The sequence below is a fragment of the Solwaraspora sp. WMMA2056 genome (assembly GCF_030345095.1).
GTDB lineage: Bacteria > Actinomycetota > Actinomycetes > Mycobacteriales > Micromonosporaceae > Micromonospora_E.
The window spans coordinates 1,570,821-1,591,333 of the sequence record NZ_CP128360.1 but is presented as its reverse complement, the minus strand read 5'-3'; the positions used below and the strand labels follow the sequence as shown (position 1 = coordinate 1,591,333).

At 71.1% G+C, this 20,513-nt stretch carries 18 protein-coding genes; 4 read left to right on the top strand and 14 right to left on the bottom strand.

Going from position 1 to position 20,513, the window contains the following annotated elements; genetic code table 11:
- Positions 1–19: 19 nt before the first annotated feature.
- Positions 20–1,600 (bottom strand): fused MFS/spermidine synthase, encoded by a 1,581-nt coding sequence (locus tag O7608_RS07325; protein ID WP_289209243.1) that lies wholly within the window; start codon positions 1,598–1,600, stop codon positions 20–22.
- 220 nt (positions 1,601–1,820) lie between these two features.
- Positions 1,821–2,882, bottom strand: coding sequence for a coiled-coil domain-containing protein (locus O7608_RS07320; RefSeq protein WP_502959183.1), 1,062 nt, complete (start codon positions 2,880–2,882; stop codon positions 1,821–1,823).
- A gap of 272 nt (positions 2,883–3,154) precedes the next feature.
- Here O7608_RS07320 and O7608_RS07315 point away from each other — a divergent pair, with 272 nt between their 5' ends.
- Positions 3,155–3,556: a DUF2218 domain-containing protein gene (locus O7608_RS07315; protein ID WP_289209241.1), complete on the top strand. Its 402-nt coding sequence runs from the start codon at positions 3,155–3,157 to the stop codon at positions 3,554–3,556.
- Here the strand turns inward: O7608_RS07315 and O7608_RS07310 are convergent.
- Positions 3,553–4,257 (bottom strand): TetR/AcrR family transcriptional regulator, encoded by a 705-nt coding sequence (locus O7608_RS07310; RefSeq protein ID WP_289209240.1) that lies wholly within the window; start codon positions 4,255–4,257, stop codon positions 3,553–3,555. The two genes, O7608_RS07315 and O7608_RS07310, sit on opposite strands and share 4 nt — an antisense overlap.
- 97 nt (positions 4,258–4,354) lie before the next feature.
- Between O7608_RS07310 and O7608_RS07305 the strand changes: the two genes are divergently transcribed.
- Positions 4,355–5,065, top strand: coding sequence for an NAD(P)-dependent oxidoreductase (locus O7608_RS07305; protein WP_289209239.1), 711 nt, complete (start codon positions 4,355–4,357; stop codon positions 5,063–5,065).
- A 16-nt stretch (positions 5,066–5,081) separates the two neighbouring features.
- On the opposite strand, the gene O7608_RS07300 is transcribed toward O7608_RS07305, so the two are convergent.
- Genes O7608_RS07300 through O7608_RS07285 form a run of 4 tightly spaced genes read right to left on the bottom strand, consistent with a single transcriptional unit; the run spans position 5,082 to position 9,195 of the window.
- The gene (locus O7608_RS07300) at positions 5,082–5,882 is read right to left on the bottom strand and encodes an inositol monophosphatase family protein (protein ID WP_289209238.1); all 801 of its coding nucleotides are present in this window, start codon (positions 5,880–5,882) and stop codon (positions 5,082–5,084) included.
- Between the two features lie 3 nt (positions 5,883–5,885).
- The gene (locus O7608_RS07295) at positions 5,886–6,335 is read right to left on the bottom strand and encodes a response regulator (RefSeq protein ID WP_289209237.1); all 450 of its coding nucleotides are present in this window, start codon (positions 6,333–6,335) and stop codon (positions 5,886–5,888) included.
- Positions 6,336–6,349: 14 nt separating this feature from the next.
- Positions 6,350–7,960 (bottom strand): sensor histidine kinase, encoded by a 1,611-nt coding sequence (locus O7608_RS07290; RefSeq protein ID WP_289209236.1) that lies wholly within the window; start codon positions 7,958–7,960, stop codon positions 6,350–6,352.
- Positions 7,957–9,195 (bottom strand): PP2C family protein-serine/threonine phosphatase, encoded by a 1,239-nt coding sequence (locus O7608_RS07285; RefSeq protein ID WP_289209235.1) that lies wholly within the window; start codon positions 9,193–9,195, stop codon positions 7,957–7,959. Before O7608_RS07285 ends, O7608_RS07290 begins: the two co-directional genes overlap by 4 nt.
- A gap of 258 nt (positions 9,196–9,453) precedes the next feature.
- On the opposite strand from O7608_RS07285, the gene O7608_RS07280 reads away from it, so the two are divergent.
- Entirely contained in the window at positions 9,454–11,862 is a 2,409-nt protein-coding gene (locus O7608_RS07280; protein WP_289209234.1) for a M28 family peptidase, read from the top strand.
- Between the two features lie 169 nt (positions 11,863–12,031).
- Here the strand turns inward: O7608_RS07280 and O7608_RS07275 are convergent, their stop codons facing one another.
- From O7608_RS07275 to O7608_RS07250, 6 genes are all read right to left on the bottom strand, one after another.
- Complete coding sequence (locus O7608_RS07275; RefSeq protein ID WP_502959182.1) at positions 12,032–14,296, bottom strand: glycoside hydrolase family 9 protein; 2,265 nt, start codon at positions 14,294–14,296, stop codon at positions 12,032–12,034.
- A 154-nt stretch (positions 14,297–14,450) separates the two neighbouring features.
- Entirely contained in the window at positions 14,451–15,362 is a 912-nt protein-coding gene (gene rsmI / locus O7608_RS07270; RefSeq protein WP_289209233.1) for a 16S rRNA (cytidine(1402)-2'-O)-methyltransferase, read from the bottom strand.
- Between the two features lie 29 nt (positions 15,363–15,391).
- Positions 15,392–16,591: a helix-turn-helix domain-containing protein gene (locus O7608_RS07265; RefSeq protein WP_289209232.1), complete on the bottom strand. Its 1,200-nt coding sequence runs from the start codon at positions 16,589–16,591 to the stop codon at positions 15,392–15,394.
- Positions 16,588–16,749 carry a hypothetical protein gene (locus O7608_RS07260; RefSeq protein WP_289209231.1) on the bottom strand — a complete coding sequence of 54 codons (162 nt, stop codon included), beginning with the start codon at positions 16,747–16,749 and terminating at the stop codon, positions 16,588–16,590. Before O7608_RS07260 ends, O7608_RS07265 begins: the two co-directional genes overlap by 4 nt.
- A 516-nt stretch (positions 16,750–17,265) precedes the next feature.
- Complete coding sequence (locus tag O7608_RS07255) at positions 17,266–18,420, bottom strand: helix-turn-helix domain-containing protein (protein ID WP_289209230.1); 1,155 nt, start codon at positions 18,418–18,420, stop codon at positions 17,266–17,268.
- Between the two features lie 244 nt (positions 18,421–18,664).
- Positions 18,665–19,033, bottom strand: a complete 369-nt coding sequence (locus O7608_RS07250) for a nuclear transport factor 2 family protein (protein ID WP_289209229.1) — start codon at positions 19,031–19,033, stop codon at positions 18,665–18,667.
- Positions 19,034–19,169: 136 nt separating this feature from the next.
- Between O7608_RS07250 and O7608_RS07245 the strand changes: the two genes are divergently transcribed.
- On the top strand, positions 19,170–19,610 hold the full coding sequence (locus O7608_RS07245) for a hypothetical protein (protein WP_289209228.1): 441 nt from the start codon (positions 19,170–19,172) through the stop codon (positions 19,608–19,610).
- Between the two features lie 26 nt (positions 19,611–19,636).
- Here the strand turns inward: O7608_RS07245 and O7608_RS07240 are convergent, their stop codons facing one another.
- Complete coding sequence (locus tag O7608_RS07240; protein ID WP_289209227.1) at positions 19,637–20,479, bottom strand: class I SAM-dependent methyltransferase; 843 nt, start codon at positions 20,477–20,479, stop codon at positions 19,637–19,639.
- Positions 20,480–20,513 lie beyond the last annotated feature (34 nt).

Genomic DNA, 20,513 nt, shown 5'->3' with positions numbered 1-20,513 from the left:
TGCGCCGGCCTACACCTGGTCAGGGGGCAACCAGCAGTTGATCGACCGGGGCGTAGTCGTCGGTCAACGGCAGGGCATCGCCCACGAAACCAGTCAGATCGTCACCGGTCAGGAGCAAATACTCAGTTCCCACCGTAGCGGTCAGCCTGGCCTCGATCTCGTCCAGCGGCAACGGCCGGTCCGCCGCGAGGATCACGAAGTTGCTCCCGGTCGGCAGCGTCAACCCGTCCGGCCGGGTGACCAGCGCCACCTCGGGGAACTCGGCGGCCACAGTCGCCACCTCGGCCTGGATGAACCGCAGCGGCGGATAGTCGATCACGTTCTGCGCGTAGATGCCGTCCGGGCGCAGCACCCGACGGACCTGCGCCGCCATCTCCCGGGTGGCCAGGTGCCACGGCACCACCAGGTGCCCGAACGCGTCGCCGACCACCAGGTCGACGCTGTCGCCGGGCAGGTCGGTGACCAGCACCCGGGCGTCTCCGACCGCGACGGTCAGGTCCGGGCCGGGCCGCACGTCGAGCTCCCGGACACCCAGGTCGACCAGACCACCGTCGATCTCGTACACGGTGTTGCGGGTGCCCGGCCGGGTGGCGGTGAGGTAGCGGGGCATGGTGAACCCGCCGCCGCCGATGTGCAGGGCGTCGAGCGGCTCGCCGGGCGGCGCGACGACGTCGGTGACCGCTCCGATCCACTTGGTGTAGGCGAACTCCAGGTGGGTGGGGTCGTCAAGGTCCACGTACGAGTGCCGGGCCGAGTTGAGCAGCAGCAGCCGGCCGCCGTCGCGGTCCGGGTCGGCCTGCACGGTCGCGCAGTGGTACTCGGTCTCCACGTCGCACGGGTCCGGCGCGACGACGGCCAGGCCGGCGACGGTGAGCCCGATCACGGCGAGCGTCGCCCGGGTCGAGGCGGACAGCGGACCGCCGGCGGCCGGTGGCGCGTCGCCCGCCGGCAGGTCACCGCCCGTCGCGGGCGGCCGGCTCCGATGCAGGTGTACGCCGAGGGCCACGCCGCCGACACCGAGCAGCACCGCCAACCCGATCATGATCACACTGCTGGGCAGGGTCGCGACGAGGAAGAAGCCGGTGCCGAGGGTGGCGGTGATCGCACCGAGCGTACCGATGCTGGACAGTTTGCCGACGACCTCGCCGGTGCGGCTCAGGTCACCCAGCTGCAGCTTGATCACCAGCGGGGTGACCGCCGACAGCAGCGCCGCAGGCAGCACCACGGCGACCATGGTGAGCAGCAGGATGCCGACGATCGCGCTGCCCCGCAGCAGTTCGCCGGCGTAGCGCACCAGCGGCAGGGTGACCGCGGTGGTGATCGCCGCCAGGACGAGTGCGGCCGGCAGCAGCGGTCGCGGGTCGCGGCGGTCGGCGATGCGGCCGCCGGCCCAGGTGCCGTACGCGATCGCGGCCAGCGCGACGCCGATGACCGCACTGTTGGTCTGCAGGGTGACCCCGACGTACGGGCCGACCAGCCGCAACGCGACGATCTCCAGCACGAGCACGGCTCCGCTGGAGACGAAGACCAGTGCGGCGGCGAGTCCGGGGCGTAATGGCGGTGGCGGCGCGTCGGCGCGCTGCGGCGGTGGCGATTCCATCACCTGCGATCGTACGCAGGTCCCGACCCGCCGGGCCGGCGGTCAGCAGTCACCAGTCAGCGCGTCGGAGCATCGACAGATGCACGGGGATTTGGTTCAGAGCATCGACAGATGCACGTGGATTGGTTCAGAGCATCGACAGATGCACGTGGATTGGTTCAGAGCATCGACAGATGCACGTGGATTGGTTCAGAGCATCGACAGATGCACGTGGATTGGTTCAGAGCATCGACAGATGCACGTGGTTGGTATGGTCGCCGGCCGGGCTGCCACCGCCGTTGTACGAGCTCCACCCGTTGCCGGGCATCCAGATCTGCCGGTACCAGATGACGTACAGCACGCCGAGCCGATCGGCGTTGTTGACGTAGTACGCGGCGAGGTTGTTGCCGTACGTACGGTTGTCGCCGGTCGCGTCCCGGTCCTTGAAGCCGCCGGCTTCGGCGGAGAAGTCGCAGGCCCGACCCTTCGGGTGCTCGCCGCTGCCACCGCTGCGGAAGCAGGAGACGTAGCGGGTGAAGCCGGCCGCCTTTGCCTGGTTCATGGCGTGCAGGGTGCGCGGGGTGATGCACCCGGAGGTGGTCGGGTCGTCGACGTTGCAGGACTCCGAGGGCCAGGAGCCGTTGGAGTTTCGGGGGGCCGGCTGCGCGGCGGCCGAGGTGGTGCTGATGAAACCGCCGCTTGCCTGGCTGCCGACAGCAGCCAGGGCGCGCTGGGCGTCCTGTTTCTTGCGCGCCATGATGGCGACTTGTTTCTCCTGCTCGCGGACCTCGTTGTCGATGGCGGCCTTGGCTCGGGCGGCCTGTTCGTGGGCTTCGTTGAGGGCCCGCAGGTTGCGGCCTTCGCGTTGGGCCATCACTTCGAGGCCGGCCGCACGCTCCAGCATGTTCTCCGGGGAGGCGCTGTTGAGCAGCATGGTGACCGAGGTCAATCGGCCCAGCCGGTACGACTCGGCAGCCATCGTCCCCACCTCGTCGGTGAGGGCGACTAGTTGCTGCTGGAGGGCGTCGTACTGGGCGGCCAGCTCGCCCTGACGCTTCTTCGAGTTGTCGAGCTTGGCCTTGGCCTCGATGTGGCCTTTGGAGGCGGCCTCCAGGACTTCCCGCAGGCTCTTGTCGTCACCTTCGTCCGGCGCGTTGGGCGCGGCGTTCGCCGCCGACGCACCGAACAGGAGTGCGAATGCGGTGATCAGCGTGACGATCGATGCCAACGCGCTGCGGCGCCGTTGTGCTGTAGTCGTGCCGACCACAGTCCGGTCCTCCTGGGTCACTCGCCGGTGGGGCATATCGAAACCGCGCGTAGCTTACCGGATTTCGCCGCCGGGTCCGGTGCACGCGGGGCGCTCGCGCATTACCACATCGTGCAGATGGCGCGCAGCAAACTCCGCACAATTACGTGCCGCAGTGAACCAGTCACAGAAAATTGTGACACCGGGTCTCTCGGCGCGTCGCGTCGCAGTGTCGTAGTCGAATGGACACCGTCCGTCCCGACGTCTCGCCTTTTCTGGCCGCTATTTAAGATAGCCTAACCTTATTATCAACGGTGAGGAACGACCCGGTGCCACGATCCGAGGCCCACGTGCGGAGCCTTGCGGCACGCAACCACCTGACGCAGCTCTGCGCACACTTCGCCGTCGCGATCCCGGTGACGGAATCGGCCGATACCGCGGAAATCGACTTCACCTTCGGCACCTGTCGGCTGACGGTCGTCGACGACAGCCTGGCGCTGACCGCCGACGCGGTCGACACCATCAGCCTTGCCCGCGTCGAATACCTGGTCGGGGACCATCTGGAGCGCCTCGGTGCCCGGGACGGTCTGACCGTCGACTGGCAGCCGGCGGCGGACGACACCAACGGCGCCCCGCCGGCGGCCGACGACACCAACGGCGCCCCGCCGGCGGCGGACGTCGCCGGGTCCGGCACCGTCGCCGACCGGGAGAAGGCGCTGGACCAGCCCTAGACCGCCCCGCCTACCCGACCACCGGTTTCCTGCTCGTCCGGACCCAGCGCGTCGAGGATGAGGTCGAGGCCGAACTCGAACTCGGCGGTGTGGTCGTAGCCGGCGACACGAAGCTGCTCCGCCACCACCTCGGCGAGGTACGGGTGGCTGCCCGCCGGCAGGCCCTGCAGGATCCCGCCGGCGACCACACCGGCGTCGGCGGCGTCAGCGAAGGGCAGGCTCCGCTCCTGGAGCACGAAGCCGTACAGGTAGCTGTCGAGCACCGACATGGCGTGCACCGCCATCTGGACGGAGAAGCCACCGGTCCGCAGGCAGCCGAGAACCGCGTCGTGGTGGCGCAGGGTCGCCGGGCCGGGTGCGGCACGGGAGTCCAGCAGGCCGACCGCCCACGGGTGCCGCCACAGCGCCGCACGCACCGCCACCGCCCGGTCCCGCAGGGCTGCCCGCCAGGGCACCGCCGTCGGCGGAGTACCGATCTCGGCGAACACCGCGTCGACCATGCCGTCGAGGATGCCGTCCCGGCCGGACACGTGGTGGTAGAGCGACATGGCCTCGACGCCGAGCCGGGCGGCGACCGCCCGCATGGTGACCCCGGCCGCGCCCTTCTCGTCGGCCAGCGCCACTGCGGCCGCGATCACCCGGTCGCGGGTCAGCGACGCCCGTTCGGCCCGGGCACGCCGGACACCGGACCGCTCCGTCACCGCCGGTCACCTCCCACCACCCTTGACTGCCTTACGTCGTAAGCCTACGCTGCCTTACAGCGTAAGGTTAACCCCGACACGAACCGGAAGGCTGATCATGAGCAACAAACGGATCCGGCGCGTCTGCGTCGTCGGTGCCTCGGGCAAACTCGGCCAGTACCTGGTGCAGCACTGCCTGGACCGCGGCTACGAGGTCGTCGGCGTGTGCCGCGAACGCAGCGTCCCGAAACTCGCCGCCGTCGCGGACCGGATCACCATCGTGCCGGCACCCACCAACGACCGGGCCGCGATCCGTACGGCGGTCGCCGGCTGCGACGCGGTCCTGACCGTGCTCGCCCCCTGGGGTGTGCAGCAGTACTCGTCCGGCACCGCGCAGGCCGTACTCGATCACAGCGAACCCGACGCCCGGCTGGTCTTCTCGTGCGGCTGGCACGTCAGCCGCGACGGGCAGGACCGCTACTCGTGGCGGTTCCGGGCCACCGTACGGCTCGTCACCTGGCTGGCCCGCGCGATCCGGGCCGTCGAGGTCGACGACCAGGTGGAGGCGTGCCGGCGGATCTTCGCCAGCGACCGCCGGTGGACGGTCGTGCGCGGCAGCGACCTCGAAGAGGGCGAAAGCCAGGGGCTACCCGTGTGGAGCCGGCACGTCGGTGACCCGGTCCTCGCCAGCAACCTGACCCGGCGGACCGACTTCGCCCTGTTCATGGTGGCGGCGCTGACCGACGACTCCCTCGTACACGAGGCACCGGCGATCGTCGGACGGCGCTCGGCCAGCGCCCTCGCCCACGCCGGCACCAGCCCGCGCTGACGGCGCAGTGCCGGCGTCAGCCCAGCAGCGCCCGCTGCAGCTCCTGCCAGGCCGCCTCCGACCGGGCCACCAACAGACCGGCCCGGTCGTCGGTGAAGTCGTACGGTCCGCCGTCGAGGCGCCGCGCCACCCCACCCGACTCCTCGACCAGCAGCGTCCCCGGCACGTGGTCCCACGGCAAGGTCCGCCAGAACAGGGCGAAGTCCTGCGTACCGGCGGCGATGTCCCAGTGCTCCCGACCCGCGCAGTGCTGCCCCGGCAGCACCGCACCCACCTGGCCCCCGCCGGCCTGCACGGTGACCCGGACCCGGTCCGGCAGATACTTCAACGGCACCGCGCCACGCAAGGTCCGCAGCGGCGGTGCCGCGCCGTTTCCCCCGACACCCAGCGGTACGCCGTCCACCGCGCTGCCGGCACCCCGGCGCGCCACCGCCAACGAGTCGGCGACCGGATCGTAGATCCAGCTCGCCACCGGCTGGCCGGCGTCGAGCAGCGCCACCATCATCACGAACGGTCGACGGCCGGCGGCGAAGTTCGCCGTACCGTCGATCGGGTCCACCAGCCAGACCCGGCCGGCGTCGCGCAGCCGGTGCAGCAGGTCGGCGTCGGCCGAGACCGCTTCCTCGCCGACCACGACCGAATCCGGGGCCAGCCGCAGCAGCCCGGCGGTGATGATCTCCTCGGACCGCCGGTCGGCGACGGTCACCAGGTCACCGGGGCCCTTCTCGTCGATGTGCTCCGCGGACAACCGGCGGAACCAGGGCAGCACCGCCTGCTCCGCCGCGTCCCGCAGCAGCTTCCCTACCTCGTCGATCATGCGTCAGCCACGCGGTGGCAGCTTCACCACGCTGACGAAGAACTCGTCGATCTGGCGGATCACCGCGATGAACCGCTCGAAGTCCACCGGCTTGGTCACGTACGCGTTGGCGTGCAGCTGGTAGGAGCGCAGAATGTCCTCGTCGGCCTGCGACGTGGTCAGCACCACCACCGGGATCCGGCCCAGCTCGTCGTCCTTCTTGATCTCCTCCAGCACCTCCCGGCCGTCCCGGCGGGGCAGGTTCAGGTCGAGCAGGATCAGGTCGGGCACCACCGCGTCGGCGTACTTACCTTCCCGGCGCAGGTACGCCAGGGCCTCGGCTCCGTCGGACACGACGTTGAGCCGGTTACGGACCTTGTGCTCCTCGAACGCCTCCTGGGTCATCAACACGTCGCCCGGGTCGTCCTCGACGAGCAGCACCTCGATCGGGCTCTTGCCGTCCGGTTCGGTCATTGCCGCCTCCATCATCACACCGCCGCCTGCGTGGCAGCGGCCGGTGCACCGTCGTTTTCCGCCGCCTCGGCCTGGCGTGGGGTCACCGGAAGAGTAAAACTGATCGCCGTACCCTGCTCGACCTGGGTGTCGACCCAGATCCGGCCGCCGTGGTACTCGACGATCTTCTTGCCGATCGCCAACCCGATCCCGGTGCCCGGGTAGGCGTCCTTCGAGTGCAGCCGCTGGAAGATCACGAAGATCTTGTCGGCGAACTCTGCTTCGATCCCGATGCCGTTGTCCCGGCAGGTGATCTCCCACTCGCCGTCGATCTGGCGGGCGGAGACCTCCACCTTCGGGGCGATCTCCGGCTGGCGGAACTTGAACGAGTTGCTGACCAGGTTGACCAGCAGGTTCGTCAGCAACGGCTCCTCACCGGAGACCACCGGCAGGTCCGACCAGGTCAGCTCGCCGCCGACGTACTCGCGGGTCGACTCGGTCTGGCTGGCCACGTCGGTCATCACCTTGTTCAGGTCGACATCGGTGAACCCGCTGGTCAGCCGGCCGATCCGGGAGAACGCCAGCAGGTCGTTGATCAGCCGCTGCATCCGCTGCGCCCCGTCCACCGCGAACCCGATGTACTGGTCGGCGCGGGCGTCGAGCTGGCCGGCGTACCGGCGCTGCAGCAGCTGACAGAAGCTGGCCACCTTGCGCAGCGGCTCCTGCAGGTCGTGCGAGGCCACGTAGGCGAACTGCTCCAGGTCACGGTTGGAGCGCACCAGCTCCTCCGCCTGCTTCTGCAGCTGGCTGTTGACCCATTCGACGCGTTCCCGGGCGTCGCGCACCTCGTCCAGATCGGCGGCGATCTTGCGGCGCATCCCGTCCACGTCGCTGGCCAGCGCCGCCAGCTCCGGCGGCCCGACCCCGGCGATGTCGCGTTCGTACTCGCCGTTGGCCACCTGCCGCACCTGGGCGGCCAGCCCGGTGACCGGGCCGATGACCAGGCGGTTCAACGACACCATCAGGACGATCCCGGCCGCCACCACGACGAGCGCCGCGACGATCAGCAGGACCACCAGGGTGCCGCTGGTGCTCCGGGCGTCGCCGGCGACCTGGTTGCGCACCACCAGGATGTCCGCCTGCAACTGGTCGACGTCGGCGCGCAGCCCGTCGAACTGCTGCCGGGCCGCGTCGGTCAGCAGCGCCTGGGCGGCCGCCGTCCCCTCGGCGGCCACGGCGGCGATCACCGGTTCGGCGACGGTGTCGCGCCACCGCTGTGCGGCGATCGCCACCTCGTCGATCTGCGGCCGCAGCGGATCGTCCGGATCGATCAGCGCCACCATGTGACCGATCAGCTGCCGCTCCTGCTCCACCCCGGCCCGGTAGGGGGCGAGATCCGCCGGGTCCCCGGAGACGGCATAGCCGCGTACCCCGGTCTCCTGGTCGACCAGCGTGGTGAGCAGACTCTCCGCGTCGGTGCGGAGTGGGCCGATCTCGCTCAGGATGGTGTCGATGTGGTCGCGGTTGGCGTTGGCGACCACCGCCGCGCCCGCGGCCAGCGCGGCGAGCAGACCGCCGACGACCGCACAGAGCAGCACCACCCGGGCCCGCAGGGTCAGCCGGCTGGCCTGCATGACCGCGCTCATCGGCCGCCGCCCCGGCTGACCAGCAGCATCGCGACGTCGTCGGCGAGCGGACCACCGTTGATCTCCTCGGCCCGGCCGACCAGCCAGCCCGGCAACGCCGGCAACGGCACCGCGCGGGCCGCCGGCTCGGCCACCAGCCGCTGCAGACCGGCGACGTCGAGGCGCTCGTTGGAGTCGCCGAGGCGCCCCTCGATCAGACCGTCGGTGTACATCAACAGGGACCACTCATCGGTGTCGAACTCCACATCGAAAGCGCGGGGTGGGCGGGGTCGGACACCGAGCAGCAGGCCCCCCGGCGCGGGCACCGGCCGGACCTGGCCGCCGCTGAACAGCAGCGGAGGTGGATGTCCCGCCAACCGTACCGTGGCCCGGTTCGCCTGCAGATCCAGCCGGACCGCAGCCACCGTGGCGAAGATCTCCCGGAGCCGGCGTTCGCTCATCAGCACCTGCTCCAACGCCGGCAGTACGGCGTCGTCGGCCACCCCGGCCAGCACCAGCGCCCGCCAGGCGACCCGCAGCTCGACGCCGAGCGCCGCCTCGTCGGCGCCGTGCCCGCAGACGTCACCGACGATCAGGTCGACCCGCTCCGGCGAGGTCTGCACCACGTCGAAGAAATCGCCGCCGATCAGTGCCGCGTGCCGGCCCGGCCGGTAGAACGTGTGCACCGAGATCTCGTCGGTCTCCATCAGCGGCTGCGGCAGCAGACCCCGCTCCAGCCGGGCCGACTCGGCCTGCCGCAGCTCCACCTCCCGCAGCCGGCGGGCGTTCTCGTCGGCCCGCTTGCGTTCCACCGCGTACCGCAGTGCCCGGCTCAGCAGCACCCCGTCGACCTGGCCCTTGACCAGGTAGTCCTGGGCGCCTTCGGCGACGGCGTCCACCCCGAGGTGCTCGTCCTGACGGCCGGTCAGGACGCAGACCGCCGCCCGACCGGCCACGCCCAGCACCCGACGCAGGCCGTCCAGCCCCTGCGCGTCCGGCAGCCCCAGATCGAGCAGTACGCAGTCGACCCCGGCGATACGTTCCCGCGCCTGGTTGAGGCTGTTCGCCACCACCAGATCGACCGCCGCCTGCGCCTCGGCCAGCAGCTCGCCGACGAGGAAGGCGTCGCCTTCGTCGTCCTCGACCAGCAGCACCCGCAGCCGCCGCGTCGGCGGCAGGGGCGTCAGCCCGTCGGTCGACTCACCGGTCTGCGCACAGGGCTGGGAGCGGGGCGGCACCACCGACGAACCGGTCATGCCGGCCCGCCATGCAGGCACCGGCGTCGCGGTCGGTGAATGTCGATGGCCGGCTCCTTGAAAGTGACCCGCCGATCGTCTCCCACCCTGACCCGACACACAACCGCAGCCACCGTGTTGGTGGCGCGGTCGGTCGGACCGTCGGATGCGAGGGCGGGCATGTTCACAAACTAGGCCACCGGACCGTCGGCCGGTGACCCGGCCGGCCCAGGTCCGGCAGGATGGGTCCACCCGACCCCGCTCCAGCAGGAGAGCCACATGGGCGCACCCCTCGCCGCCGCCGCGTACCGGGCGTTCACCCGGCCCCGCCGCCGCCCGGCCGCCATGCTCGCCGCGTTCGCCGCGCTCGGGCTGGTCGCTGCCGGCGCCCTGGTCGACCTGCGTCCACCCACGCCCCTCGGCGCCGACGCGCCGGCCACCGCGTTCAGCGCGGCCCGCGCGTACCGGCACGTCGAACAGGTCGCGCGGCAGCCGCACCCGGTCGGCAGCCCCGCCAACGACGCCGTCCGCGACCACCTCGTCGACACGTTGACCGGGCTGGGTCTGGTGCCGGAGGTGCAGGAGACCATCGGCGGCGAGGCCGGGCAGCTCAGCGGGGCCGCCGCCGGAGCCACCCTGGCCCGGGTCCGCAACGTGATCGCCCAGATCCCCGGTACCGATCCCACCGGCCAGGTCCTGCTGGTCACCCACTACGACTCGGCGCAGGTCAGTCCCGGCGGCAACGACGACGGGGCAGGCGTCGGCACGCTGCTCGAGGTGGCCCGCGCGCTGATCGAGGGCGACCGGCCACGCAACGACGTCGTACTGCTGTTCACCGACGCCGAGGAAGCCTGCCTGTGCGGCGCGTCGGCGTTCGTCGCCGGGCACGCGCTCGCCGTGGACCGCGACGCCGTGGTGCTCAACCTGGAGGCGCGGGGCAGCAGCGGCCCGGTGGTCACCTTCGAGACCTCCCGGGGCAACGCCGCGCTGATCGACGTCTTCGGCCGCGCCGCGCCGCACCCGGTCGGTACGTCGTTCGCGGTCGAGGTGTACCGGGCGCTGCCCAACGACACCGACTTCACGCCGTTCCTCGACGCCGGATTCGCCGGGCTGAACTCGGCGTACATCGACGGCTCGGCGGTCTACCACACCCCGCAGGACACCGCGGCGTCGATGAGTCTGGCCAGCCTGCAGCACCACGGCGACAACACCCTCGGCCTGGCGCGCGGGTTCGGCGCGGTCGACCTGTCGGCACCGGCCGCCGACACCGACGCCACCTATTTCCCCACCCCGGCCGGGCTGGTGCACTACTCGGGCACGCTGACCTGGCCGTTGGCGGTGCTGGCCGCCGTGGCCGTCGGGGCGCTGGCCTGGCTGACCCGCCGCCGGGGTCGGGCCAGCTGGCCGCAGCTGGCCGCCGGCGTCGGGCTGGCCGGCGTACCGCTGGTCGCCGCGCCGGCCGCCGGGCAGGCGCTCTGGGCCGTCGTGGTCGGGCTCCGGCCGCAGTACGCCGACCTGCTCGACCCGTACCGGCCGGTGCCGTACCGGCTGGCGGTGCTGGCGCTGACCGCGGCCGTGGTCTTCACCTGGTACGCCCTGCTGCGCCGGCGGGTCGGCCCGGCGGCGCTCGCCGTCGGCGGCCTGGCCTGGCTGGCGTTGCTCGGTCTGCTGCTCGCCGGGTTCGCCCCCGGCGGGTCGTACCTGGCGGTGCTGCCGGCGTTGGCGGGTGCCGCCGGGTGTCTGGTGGCGCTGTCGGTGCGGCCCACCGGGGCGTGGCCGGTGGTCGCGGTGACCGCCGGGGCGTCGGTCGGCGTACTGATCCTGCTGCCCACGGTGGTGCTGCTCTTCCCGGCGCTGGGCCTGGGGTTGGGCGGGGTCGCCGCGTTCGTCGCGGTGCTGCTGGCGTTCGCGGCGCTGCCGGTGCTGGATCTGGCCCTGCCACAGGCCGGCGGTCAGCGGGGGCTGGCGGCGGTCCGGGCCCGTCGCGCCGGGCCAGTGCCCGCGGTCGCCACCGCGCTGGCGGCGCTGGTGCTGGTCGGGGTCGGCCTGGCGGTGGACCGGTTCGACGCCGACCATCCGGTGCCGACCCATCTGATGTACGCGTTGGACACCGACACCGGGCAGGCCAGATGGTTGACCGAGGAGACCCGGCCGCAGCCCTGGACCGCCGGGTACGTCGCCACGACCACCACGGTGGACGCCGAGTTCCCGCTGCTGGGCGGCGAGTCGCTGCGTGCCGGGCCGGCCCCGGCGGCGGACCTGCCGGCCCCGGCACTGGACCTGCTCGACGACACCGGCGTCGACGCCGACGGGCAGCGCACGGTGCGGCTGCGGCTGCTGCCGCAGCGCCCGGTACGGCTGGTGACGTTGCACGTCGCGGCCGGGTCGACGACGGTGGTGTCGGCGCGGGTCGCCGGGAAGGACCTGCCGGTGGGTACCGCCGCTGGCACTTACCAGGCTGGGCTGTGGAGCTTCGGTACGGTGTTCCACGCCCCGCCGCCGCAAGGGCTGGAGATCGCCCTGGTACTGCAGGCCGGCTCCGGCGACGGTTCGGTGCGGATCCGGGTCACCGACGGCAGCGACGGCCTCCAGGACCTGCCCGGTTTCACGCCCCGCCCCCTCGGGGTGGGGATCGCCGGCTCGCACACCAGTGAGCTGGTCACCGTCGCCCGCACCTACCCGTTCTGACCCCCACCCACTCCGCCCCGCCCCGCCCCGCCCCGCGACGATCTTGCCCCGCGACGCGACGCGACGATCTTGCACTTATCGAGAACTTTTGTCCGTTTCGTCCAACGATAAGCGCAAGATCGTCGCGATCATGGGAGGGGAGGGGCGGGAAGGGGCAGCGGACGGTGGATCAGCCGCGACCCTGGTCGACGATGAAGGCCGCGATCCAGGCCAACGGCGCGTTCCAGTTGATGGTCAACTCGTTGGTGGACCAGGACTCGATGTCGTCGACGTAGCAGAACTGCGGCGCGCAACCGGCCAGCAGGCGCTGCGCCACCGGGTCCTGGATCGACGAGTTCGGGCCGCCGGCGAGCGTGCCACGCGGCGGGTTCGGCAGCTCAGGGTTGAGCTGCCGGGCGTACCAGCGGGAGTGCTGGTTCTGCGACGACACCGTTCCGTAGCCGGTGACGTAGGAGATGTTGAGCGCGTTGCGGCCGAAGATGTAGTCCATCGACTGCAGCACCCCGTCGCGGTACTTCTCCTTGCCGGTCAGGTCGTACGCGGTGGCGATCACGATCGCGTTGTTGACGATGACACTGTTCGAACCCCAGTCGTAGATGTTGCCGACCGGGGTGTACGGGATGCCGTACGGGTGGGCCTTGAGCGTGGCCAGGTAGCGGTCCGCCGCCTCGATCACCGACGCCCGTACCTGCCACCAGCCCGGCAGGCTGTTCGGCACCGTGGCCAGCGCCATCCGGCCCAGCGGCGCGGTCCACTGCCAGCCGAACGCACCCTCCTTGAAGATGTCACCGGTGTGGTGCGGCGAGGCGAGCACGAAGTCGCGGAACTCCCGCTCACCGGTGGTCAGGTACAGCTCGGCCGCCGCCCAGTAGAACTCGTCGGTGACGTCGACGTCGTCGTAGGGACCGCCGCCGATGGCGTCGGCCGGGTCGGCGTACATCTCGGGGTTGGCCTTGGCCGCCGCCCACGCGGTCCGGGCCGCGCGCAGGTTGCGCTCGGCGAAGGCCGGATCGTACGGCGTGAAGACCCGCGCCGCCTGGGCGGCGGTCGCCGCCAGGTTGAGGGTGGCTGCGGTCGACGGCGGGTGCAGCTCCCGCAGCTGGGCGTCCAGGTGCGGCAGCAGCGGCAGACCGGTCCACGCGGCGTCGTGGATCTTGTGGTGGGCCATGCCGGCCAGCGGCTGCCCGGCCGGGACCTGCATCTTCAGCAGGAACTCCTGCTGCCAGCGAACCTCGTCGAGGATGTCCGGCAGGTTGTTGCCGCTCTCCGGCAGGTCCAGCACGCCGTCGCGCTGCAGCCACGAGTTGCCCTGGCCGACCCGCAGACTCCGCTCGTACTCGTTCATCAGCTGGTAGACGGAGATGCCGCCGTTGACGACGTACTTGCCGTGGTCACCGGCGTCGTACCAGCCACCGGAGACGTCCAGGGTGTAGTCACAGACGCCGGGCTGGCAGGGCACCTCCAGGTCACCCTGGTTGGGGGCGACGCCGACGTGCCCGGCCGGGCGGCCGTAGCCGGGCCGCAGCTCGTCGCGAATCTCGATGCCGCTGCGCTGGGTGTAGTAGAACTTCAGCGCGTCGGCGCGCAGCTGGGTGTAGAAGGTGGTGCCGATCTCGAACGGGTAGCTGGTCTCGCCGTCGGCGACCAGGGTGTAGCCGGTGCCGGGCCGGACGAAGCGGCTGAACGTGATCGAGTGGACATTCTGGCCGGAGGATTCGTCCAGCCCGTGCGGCTTCGTCTTGCCGTTGACGACGACCTTGCCGCCTGAGTCGTACAGCTTCCAGGGCAGCGGGTCGGTGGCGTCGGCGACGAGGGTGGCGTTCTTCGGCCCCTTCGGAAGGTAGCCGACCTGGTTGACCCGTACCCGGGGTCCGGTGTCCGGCACGTACTCCTCCGGTTCCGCCCCGCCGCGCAGCGAGACGTTGTCGAGGCAGAGCCGCCACGGGTCGGTGCTGCCGCCGACCTGGAAGGCGACCTGCGCGTTGGGCAGGTCCACCGGGGCGGTGAAGGTGTACGTGTAGTTGTTGCCGGAGACGCTGACCTCGGGGTTGGCCGCCATGAACTGGGTCCACGGGTCGACCGGCAGCTGGATCAACGCCCGGATCACCTTGTTCGGGGTGGCGGTGGCGAAGAACTTGTACTCGTACGTCTCACCGGCGACCAGCGGGACGTTGTCCTGGCCGATGATGACGTCCCACGGGTTGACGGTGCCACCGGGGATGTCGGCACAGAGCTGCTGGCTGCTGGAGTCGAGGGTGATGTTGGGAGTGCCCCACCAGGGTTCGTGGCCGTCGTCGAAGGTGCCGTTGACGATCTGTTCGGGTGCCTCGTCCTGCGCGTGGGCGGGAACGGCGGCGGTGAGGGCGGTGGCGGTCAGCGCCGTCACCGCGGTAACGGCGAGCGGAACGGTCCGCCGCCGGGAGAGTATCGACACGCCGGGTCCTTTCGATGGTCGTGCGGCGCCGCCGTGGGGCCGGACGCCGCGTCAGCGGTCGTGCATCGAAAGCAGCGGATGGGAGCGCTCCCACCCGCAGTACTCGAATATTCGCAGCGTGTTTCGAGCATGTCAATAGATCTATTCGACCCCTTCACCGGGGGCGCAGCGCCGATACCCGGTCGTAGACCTCGTTGCGGTGCAGACCGGTCAGCTCACCCGCGAGCGACCGGACCGTACGGGTGTCCAGGCCCGCGCCGAGCAACAGCTCGATCACCCGGTCCGGGTCGAGCGCACCGGCACCGCCGCCGGTCGCCGACTCGCGACGCCGGGCACCCTCCACCACCACGGTCACCTCACCCCTGACCTCGTCGCGGGCCGCCAGGTCGGCGTACACCTGGGACAGCGGCCCGCGCAGCCACTCCTCGTACGACTTGGTCAGGTTGCGCACCAGCGCCACCGACCGGTCGCCGAGCACCTCGCGCACGTCGGCCAGCATCTCCACCACCCGGTGCGGCGCCTCGAAGAAGATCAACGTGGCGGCCACCGGGGCGACCTCGGTCAACGCGGTCCGGCGGGCGGCCGACTTGCGGGGCAGGAACCCGACGTACAGGAATCGGTTGGCCGGCAGGCCGGAGCCGACCAGCGCGCTCACCGCAGCGCTCGCCCCCGGCAGCGGGTCGACCCGTAGCCCGTCGGCGAGCGCCGCCCCGACCACCAGGTAGCCGGGATCGTTGACCAGCGGCGTACCGGCGTCGGAGATCAACGCGACGTCGGTGCCAGCGTTCAGCGCGGCGACCAGCTCCTTGGTCCGGGCCTGCTCGTTGTGGTCGTAGCAGCTGACCACCCGCACGTCGATGTCGTGCGCGTCGAGTAGCCGCCGGGCCCGCCGGGTGTCCTCGGCGGCGACCAGCCCGGCGGTCCGCAGCACGTCCAGCGCCCGCAGCGTGATGTCGCGTGGGTTGCCGATCGGCGTCGGCACCACCGACAGCGTGCCGCGCCGCTGCTCGCCCTGGTCGCCGCCCTGCTGCCCGCCGTGGTCGCTCCCCCGCTGCCCCTCACTCACCCGGCGATGGTAGCCATCCCGGTCCGGCGTCAGCGGGTGAGCCCGAGGGCCGTGGCCAGTCGGGCGACGCCGGCCGATTGCGGTCCGGTGCGGGCGATCTCAGCGACGAGGGTACGGGCGGAGGGTCGGGCGCGGATTTCAGCCGGTGCGACGCGGTCGGCGTCGACGAGCCACCGTGCCGCTCCGGCGGTGTCGCCGGTGTCGAGGTGGGCGCGGGCGGCGTCGAGCAGGTACGCGGCCCGGTGTTCGGCGGGTAGTCCTTGCCAGGGTTGTCGGCTGGTGGCGGTGTCGTGTCGGCGTACGGCCTGTCGGGCGTCGCCTGACTCGACGGCCGCCACGACGTGCGCCAGTTCGACGGCCGCCGGGCCGAACGTGGAGGTGCGGTAGTCCTGCCCGTCACCGACCTGCCCGGCGACGGTGGCGGCTTGGGTGAGGAGTTCGCTGGCGCTGTGGGTGTCGCCACAACTGGCAGCGGCAAGGGCCGCCTGCAGCAGCAGCGTCCCGTACACCGCCCGCCGTTCGGGCCCGGTCGACGCGGCTTGTTCGGTCGACGCGGCTACCCGGTCGGCGGCGGTGATCGTCGCCGCCATGGCGAGTCGGGGCTGGTCGAGGGCCCGTAGGGCCTGGGCGAGTGGCACCACCGCCGACCCGGCCGACACCACGTCGCCACCGGCTGCGGCGAGCGCCCGGTCGGCGGCCAGCCACGCCAGGTCCGGCTCGCCGACCTTGATCAGCACCAGCGCGGTGACCCGGTACGCCGACGCCAACAGGTCCGCCCCCTGCTCCGGCCGGGCGGAACGCAACCGGCGGGCGGTGTCCAGCAACTCGGGTGCCGCCCGCAGCAGTCGGGGATAGTCGCCGTGCCGGTACGTCGCCCACCCGTGCTCCACCCGCCGCACCGTCTCCCCCGACAGCTGCGGCGGCACGTTGCCGGCGGTGCCGAATACGTCGTAGCTGGCCAGTGCTGCCCGGACCGCGTCGACACCGGCCGTCGCCTCACCGGTCTGCGGCCGACCCTCGCCGCCGTCGAGCAACTCCGCCGGGTCGACCCGCAGCACCTCGGCGACCTGCCGGATCACCGAAAACCTGTCCAACGACCGGACGCCGCGTTCGACCTTGTCGACCCAGCTCTTCGACCGGCCGATCCGATCGGCGAACACCTGCTGCGTCATCTGACGCCGTACCCGCCACAGCGCGACCCGACGACCCACACCCACGGTCACGGTCACCGGCGGCCTCCCGCGTCGATCCACGTCCACGCCACGAACCGTTCATACAACTCGACCACATCGGTGATGCCGGCCTCCCGCGCCGCCACCGGCAACAGTTCACCGACGTCCACCGACAACGCGACCGGCTCACCCACGTAGGCCTGCGCCAACTGCACCCGACCCGGCGGACACGGCCACGGCGTACCGTCCGGACACACCGCACACCACCACGACGGCCGCACCGGCTCATGCACCGGCCCCCTACCGGCTGCGGGTGTCCTCACGGCAGGAAGTGCCGGCCGGCGTTACCACCCCGCCGCGACGCCCGATCCGACCGCGTCGCCGGCCGCCGATCCGGCGGCGAAGCGCTCACCTCGGCGAACCGCCGCCGGCCCGGCACCGGATACACCACATCCACCGGCACGTCCGCACGCTGAAACCACTTCCCGAACACGATGCCCCCCTCGGCGAGAGTTGGAAGGGCGGCGACCCCGAGGTGGCTCTCCACGACAACCCCGAAGCCGCCGCCGTAGGCGGGCCCGACGCGCGAAAAGGGCGATCACGGGATGCGACGCCGGGCCCAGCTTGCAGATCGCGAACCGAACGGCAATGCGACCTACCTGTAGCCTGCCCGCGACACCCAGCGGCGGTCTACAGTGCTGCTGTCCGCCAGCGCCGGCTGCTGTCCGCCATCACGGAAGGGGCTGATGTGTCTCGCACAGCTCATCCAGCTCGGGTGCCGGCACCCGAATCCGCGCCAAGCCTCGGCGTACGCGGTCGACCCGCCACCAGTTCGACGCCGCGACCCGCCCCGACACCACCGCCGCAGCGACCTGCGCTACCGCTTCGTGCGGGTCCACCGGCAGCAGGGACTGGCCGAGATCCAGCCTGGCCGAGGCGATCCGCCGTGGCCGGCTTCCCTGCGTGAGAAGGCCGGCCAGGACGTCGCTGGACTCGGTGGCCGCTGCCGGGTCGCCGACCCACGCCAGGGTGGTTGCCACGTAGGCTCGCGCTTTGCCCGGGTCGTAGCGGTAGTGGTGCTCAGGTCGGTCGGGCTGGCTCAACGGCGACACCATCCGCTCCAGCCGGACCAGTGTGTCTCCAGTCGCCTTACGGTCGCCGAGCAGCGCCAGCGCCCGGCCGGTCTGCGCCGTCGACTGCAGATAGGCGCTGCTGCCGGCTGGGGCCATAGCCCGAGCACCACGAGCCAGGTCGAGGGCCGCAGTTGGATTGCCAGCGATCAATTCACTCCATGCCCGGGTTTCCAGGCACCAGGCGCGGATCTCGTCATGCTCCGTGTGCGCGCCCATCGCCTCGGCGGTGCGCAGATGCGCGATCGCACTGTCACTGCGACGCAGGTCGATCAGAACGGTGGCGGTGAGCAGCGACAGCCACCCTCCGGCTACCAGAATCCGTCGGTGCTGATTGAGCGTCATCCGGCGACCAGAACCGACGAGGGTGGTGATGTACGTCAGGTGCCGACGGACGCGCGGAAGTAGCGCGTGCGGGGAGGCAGTCGGATAGGCCATGGCGAGTTCATCAACGGCCGCCTCAAGACCGGTGACCGTGGTACTGCCGATGTCGGTGGCAGCGACCCGACGGGCGAGCTCGGCAGAATCATGCTCACCTCCATCGGTGAGCATCTCGGTGAGAACACCGCCGGAGCCCAACACCTCATCGAGCCGACCGGCCACATCGACAGTTGCCGTCTTGCGGCCGGTTTCCAGATCATGCAAGTACGACTTCGCGTAGTGAGCCTTCCCAGCAAGATCGCGCAGCGACAGACCGGCCCCCTGGCGAAGCGCACGCAGGGTCGACGGCCAGCGCGGATCGATGATTCGGGCCATTCAGGTCACCACCCAAGAGCTGTCCGGGCACCGGCCAGGCGCTTGTCACACCCCACCAACACATCAGACGGTACCTTCGGTCTCCGACAGCCTACGTACAGTCGCGAGCTGGATGGTTCCTCGGCAGCTTGTGACGATGAACGACGACAGCCGGACTGACCGGCAACCGCCATCGCCGACCTCCGCGCCGGAGGCGTACGGGTCATCTCCGGCCCAGCCGTCGACGTTGTCCGTGATCGGCCAGCTAGGTCTGGGTCGGGACGGGCGTCTGCTGGTAGAGGGCGAGTCGCCAGTCGCCCCCTTGCCGGGTGTAGACGCTGGACATCAGCGCGACGAACGCGGGTTCAGGCTCCTCGCGGTAGGCGCGGCCTCTGTAGAGGACGATCGCCTGATCGCCGTCGAGGGCAATGAGCCGTTCGTCGGCGATGTCGTAGGCCCGCCACGGCGGTGCCTCGTTCAGGGAGTCGATGACTGCCTGTCGATCGAAGACCTGACCGTTGGCCAGGACCATGACGCCGTCGTCCGTCATGATCCGTCCGTAGAAGTCCGCGCCGGTGCTGTCGCAGAGCGACGCCCACCCCTGGTGTTCGAGGTCGAGCAGCACGTCGAGCACGGTGTGGGCTCCTTGGCTAGGTGGATTTCCAGGCTACTTCGACAGCGACGGCACCGCCGAGAGTCTGGGCATCGACGTGCCACCGCTACGCCGGCGAAGCTCTGGGCCGGTTGGCCAGATCTGTGATCATGCTGGGGTGATCGCCGTGCAGTTCGACGCGCCCGTCGACGCGCCTGGGCAGGTGACCGGGTTCGAGCTGGGGCACGTCAGTCTGTGCTGGGACGGCGGGGCCCACAGTTCCCGCCAGCTCGGGTCTCGCGGTTTGTCGATGGTGTATCTCGTCGCCGCAGACATGCTCAGCGGTGTCGTGACCCTGTTGGCGCACCCGGACGCCAGCTACGTGTTGACCAGCGCCGCCAGCGGATGGAGTTTCGCCGTACGCCGTACCCGCCGTCATGGTCTGCGGTTGAGCACGCCCGCTGGCAGGCCGCTGTGCCAGGTGCCCGAGGCCGACTACGCGGTGGCGGTCTGGCGCGGCACCGACGCGTTGCTGGCCGCCCGTACGCCGATCGACGGCGGACCCCTGGCCGACCTGCAGACCGCCCTCGCCGCATTCCCGGACGTCTACCGCCGCTGACGGTCACGGACGACCACTCGCCCGGCTCACTCCGCCGACGTGGCCGCTGTTGCGGCGGCGCCGCTGGTCCATACCGCGACGACGGCAACGGTCGTACCGGACATCGTCACGCTGCCGCCGGCCTTGTCGACAGCGGGTCCGACACTGTCCAGCACCGCTGCCTGTTCCTCCGGTGCGAGCCGGGTGAGGAGGCCCTGGGTCAGCATGAGATCGAACAGCTCGTCGCGGGTGTACGGCTGCGTCCAGTCGAAGCGCAGCTGCTCGGGGGTGCTGAATCCGCCGACCTCGTGCATGCCGTCGGCGGCTCTGGTCAACAGCGGCTGGTACGCGTCGACACCCTGCTTGTCCGGCTCGAAGGTGACCGGCGAGTCGGGCACCACCCGCTGGTAGGTGGCGGCGAAGGCTTCCGCCACGAGCGGCGGGAGCTGGAACACGTGCCAGAACGGTGCCAGCAGACCACCGGCGCGCAGGACCCGGGCGGCTTTGGTCGCCCCGGCGACCGGGTCGACCCAGTGCCAGGCCGTTCCGGCGATGACAGCGTCGAAGGTCCGGCCGGCGGCCTGCCACTTCTCGAATGTCGCCACCTCGACCTCGACGCCGGCGCGCCGCGCGAAGTCCGCCATTCGCAGGTCGGGTTCGACCCCGAGCACCGTGCAGCCGGCCTGCTGGAACTGTCGGGCTTCGATGCCGGTGCCGCAGCCGACGTTCAACATCCCGGAACCGGGACTGGCGGCGACGATCCGCCGTACCAGCGAATCGGGGTAGCGAGGTCTGGCCCGGTCGTAGCGCGGTGCGTCGACGCCGAACGATTCGGCGACGCCCCTGGCAAGATGAGGATCCGGTGGCCTACCGGACGATGAAGTGGGCATGCGCCCACTCTAGTGGGCAATCGCCCACTCCGGT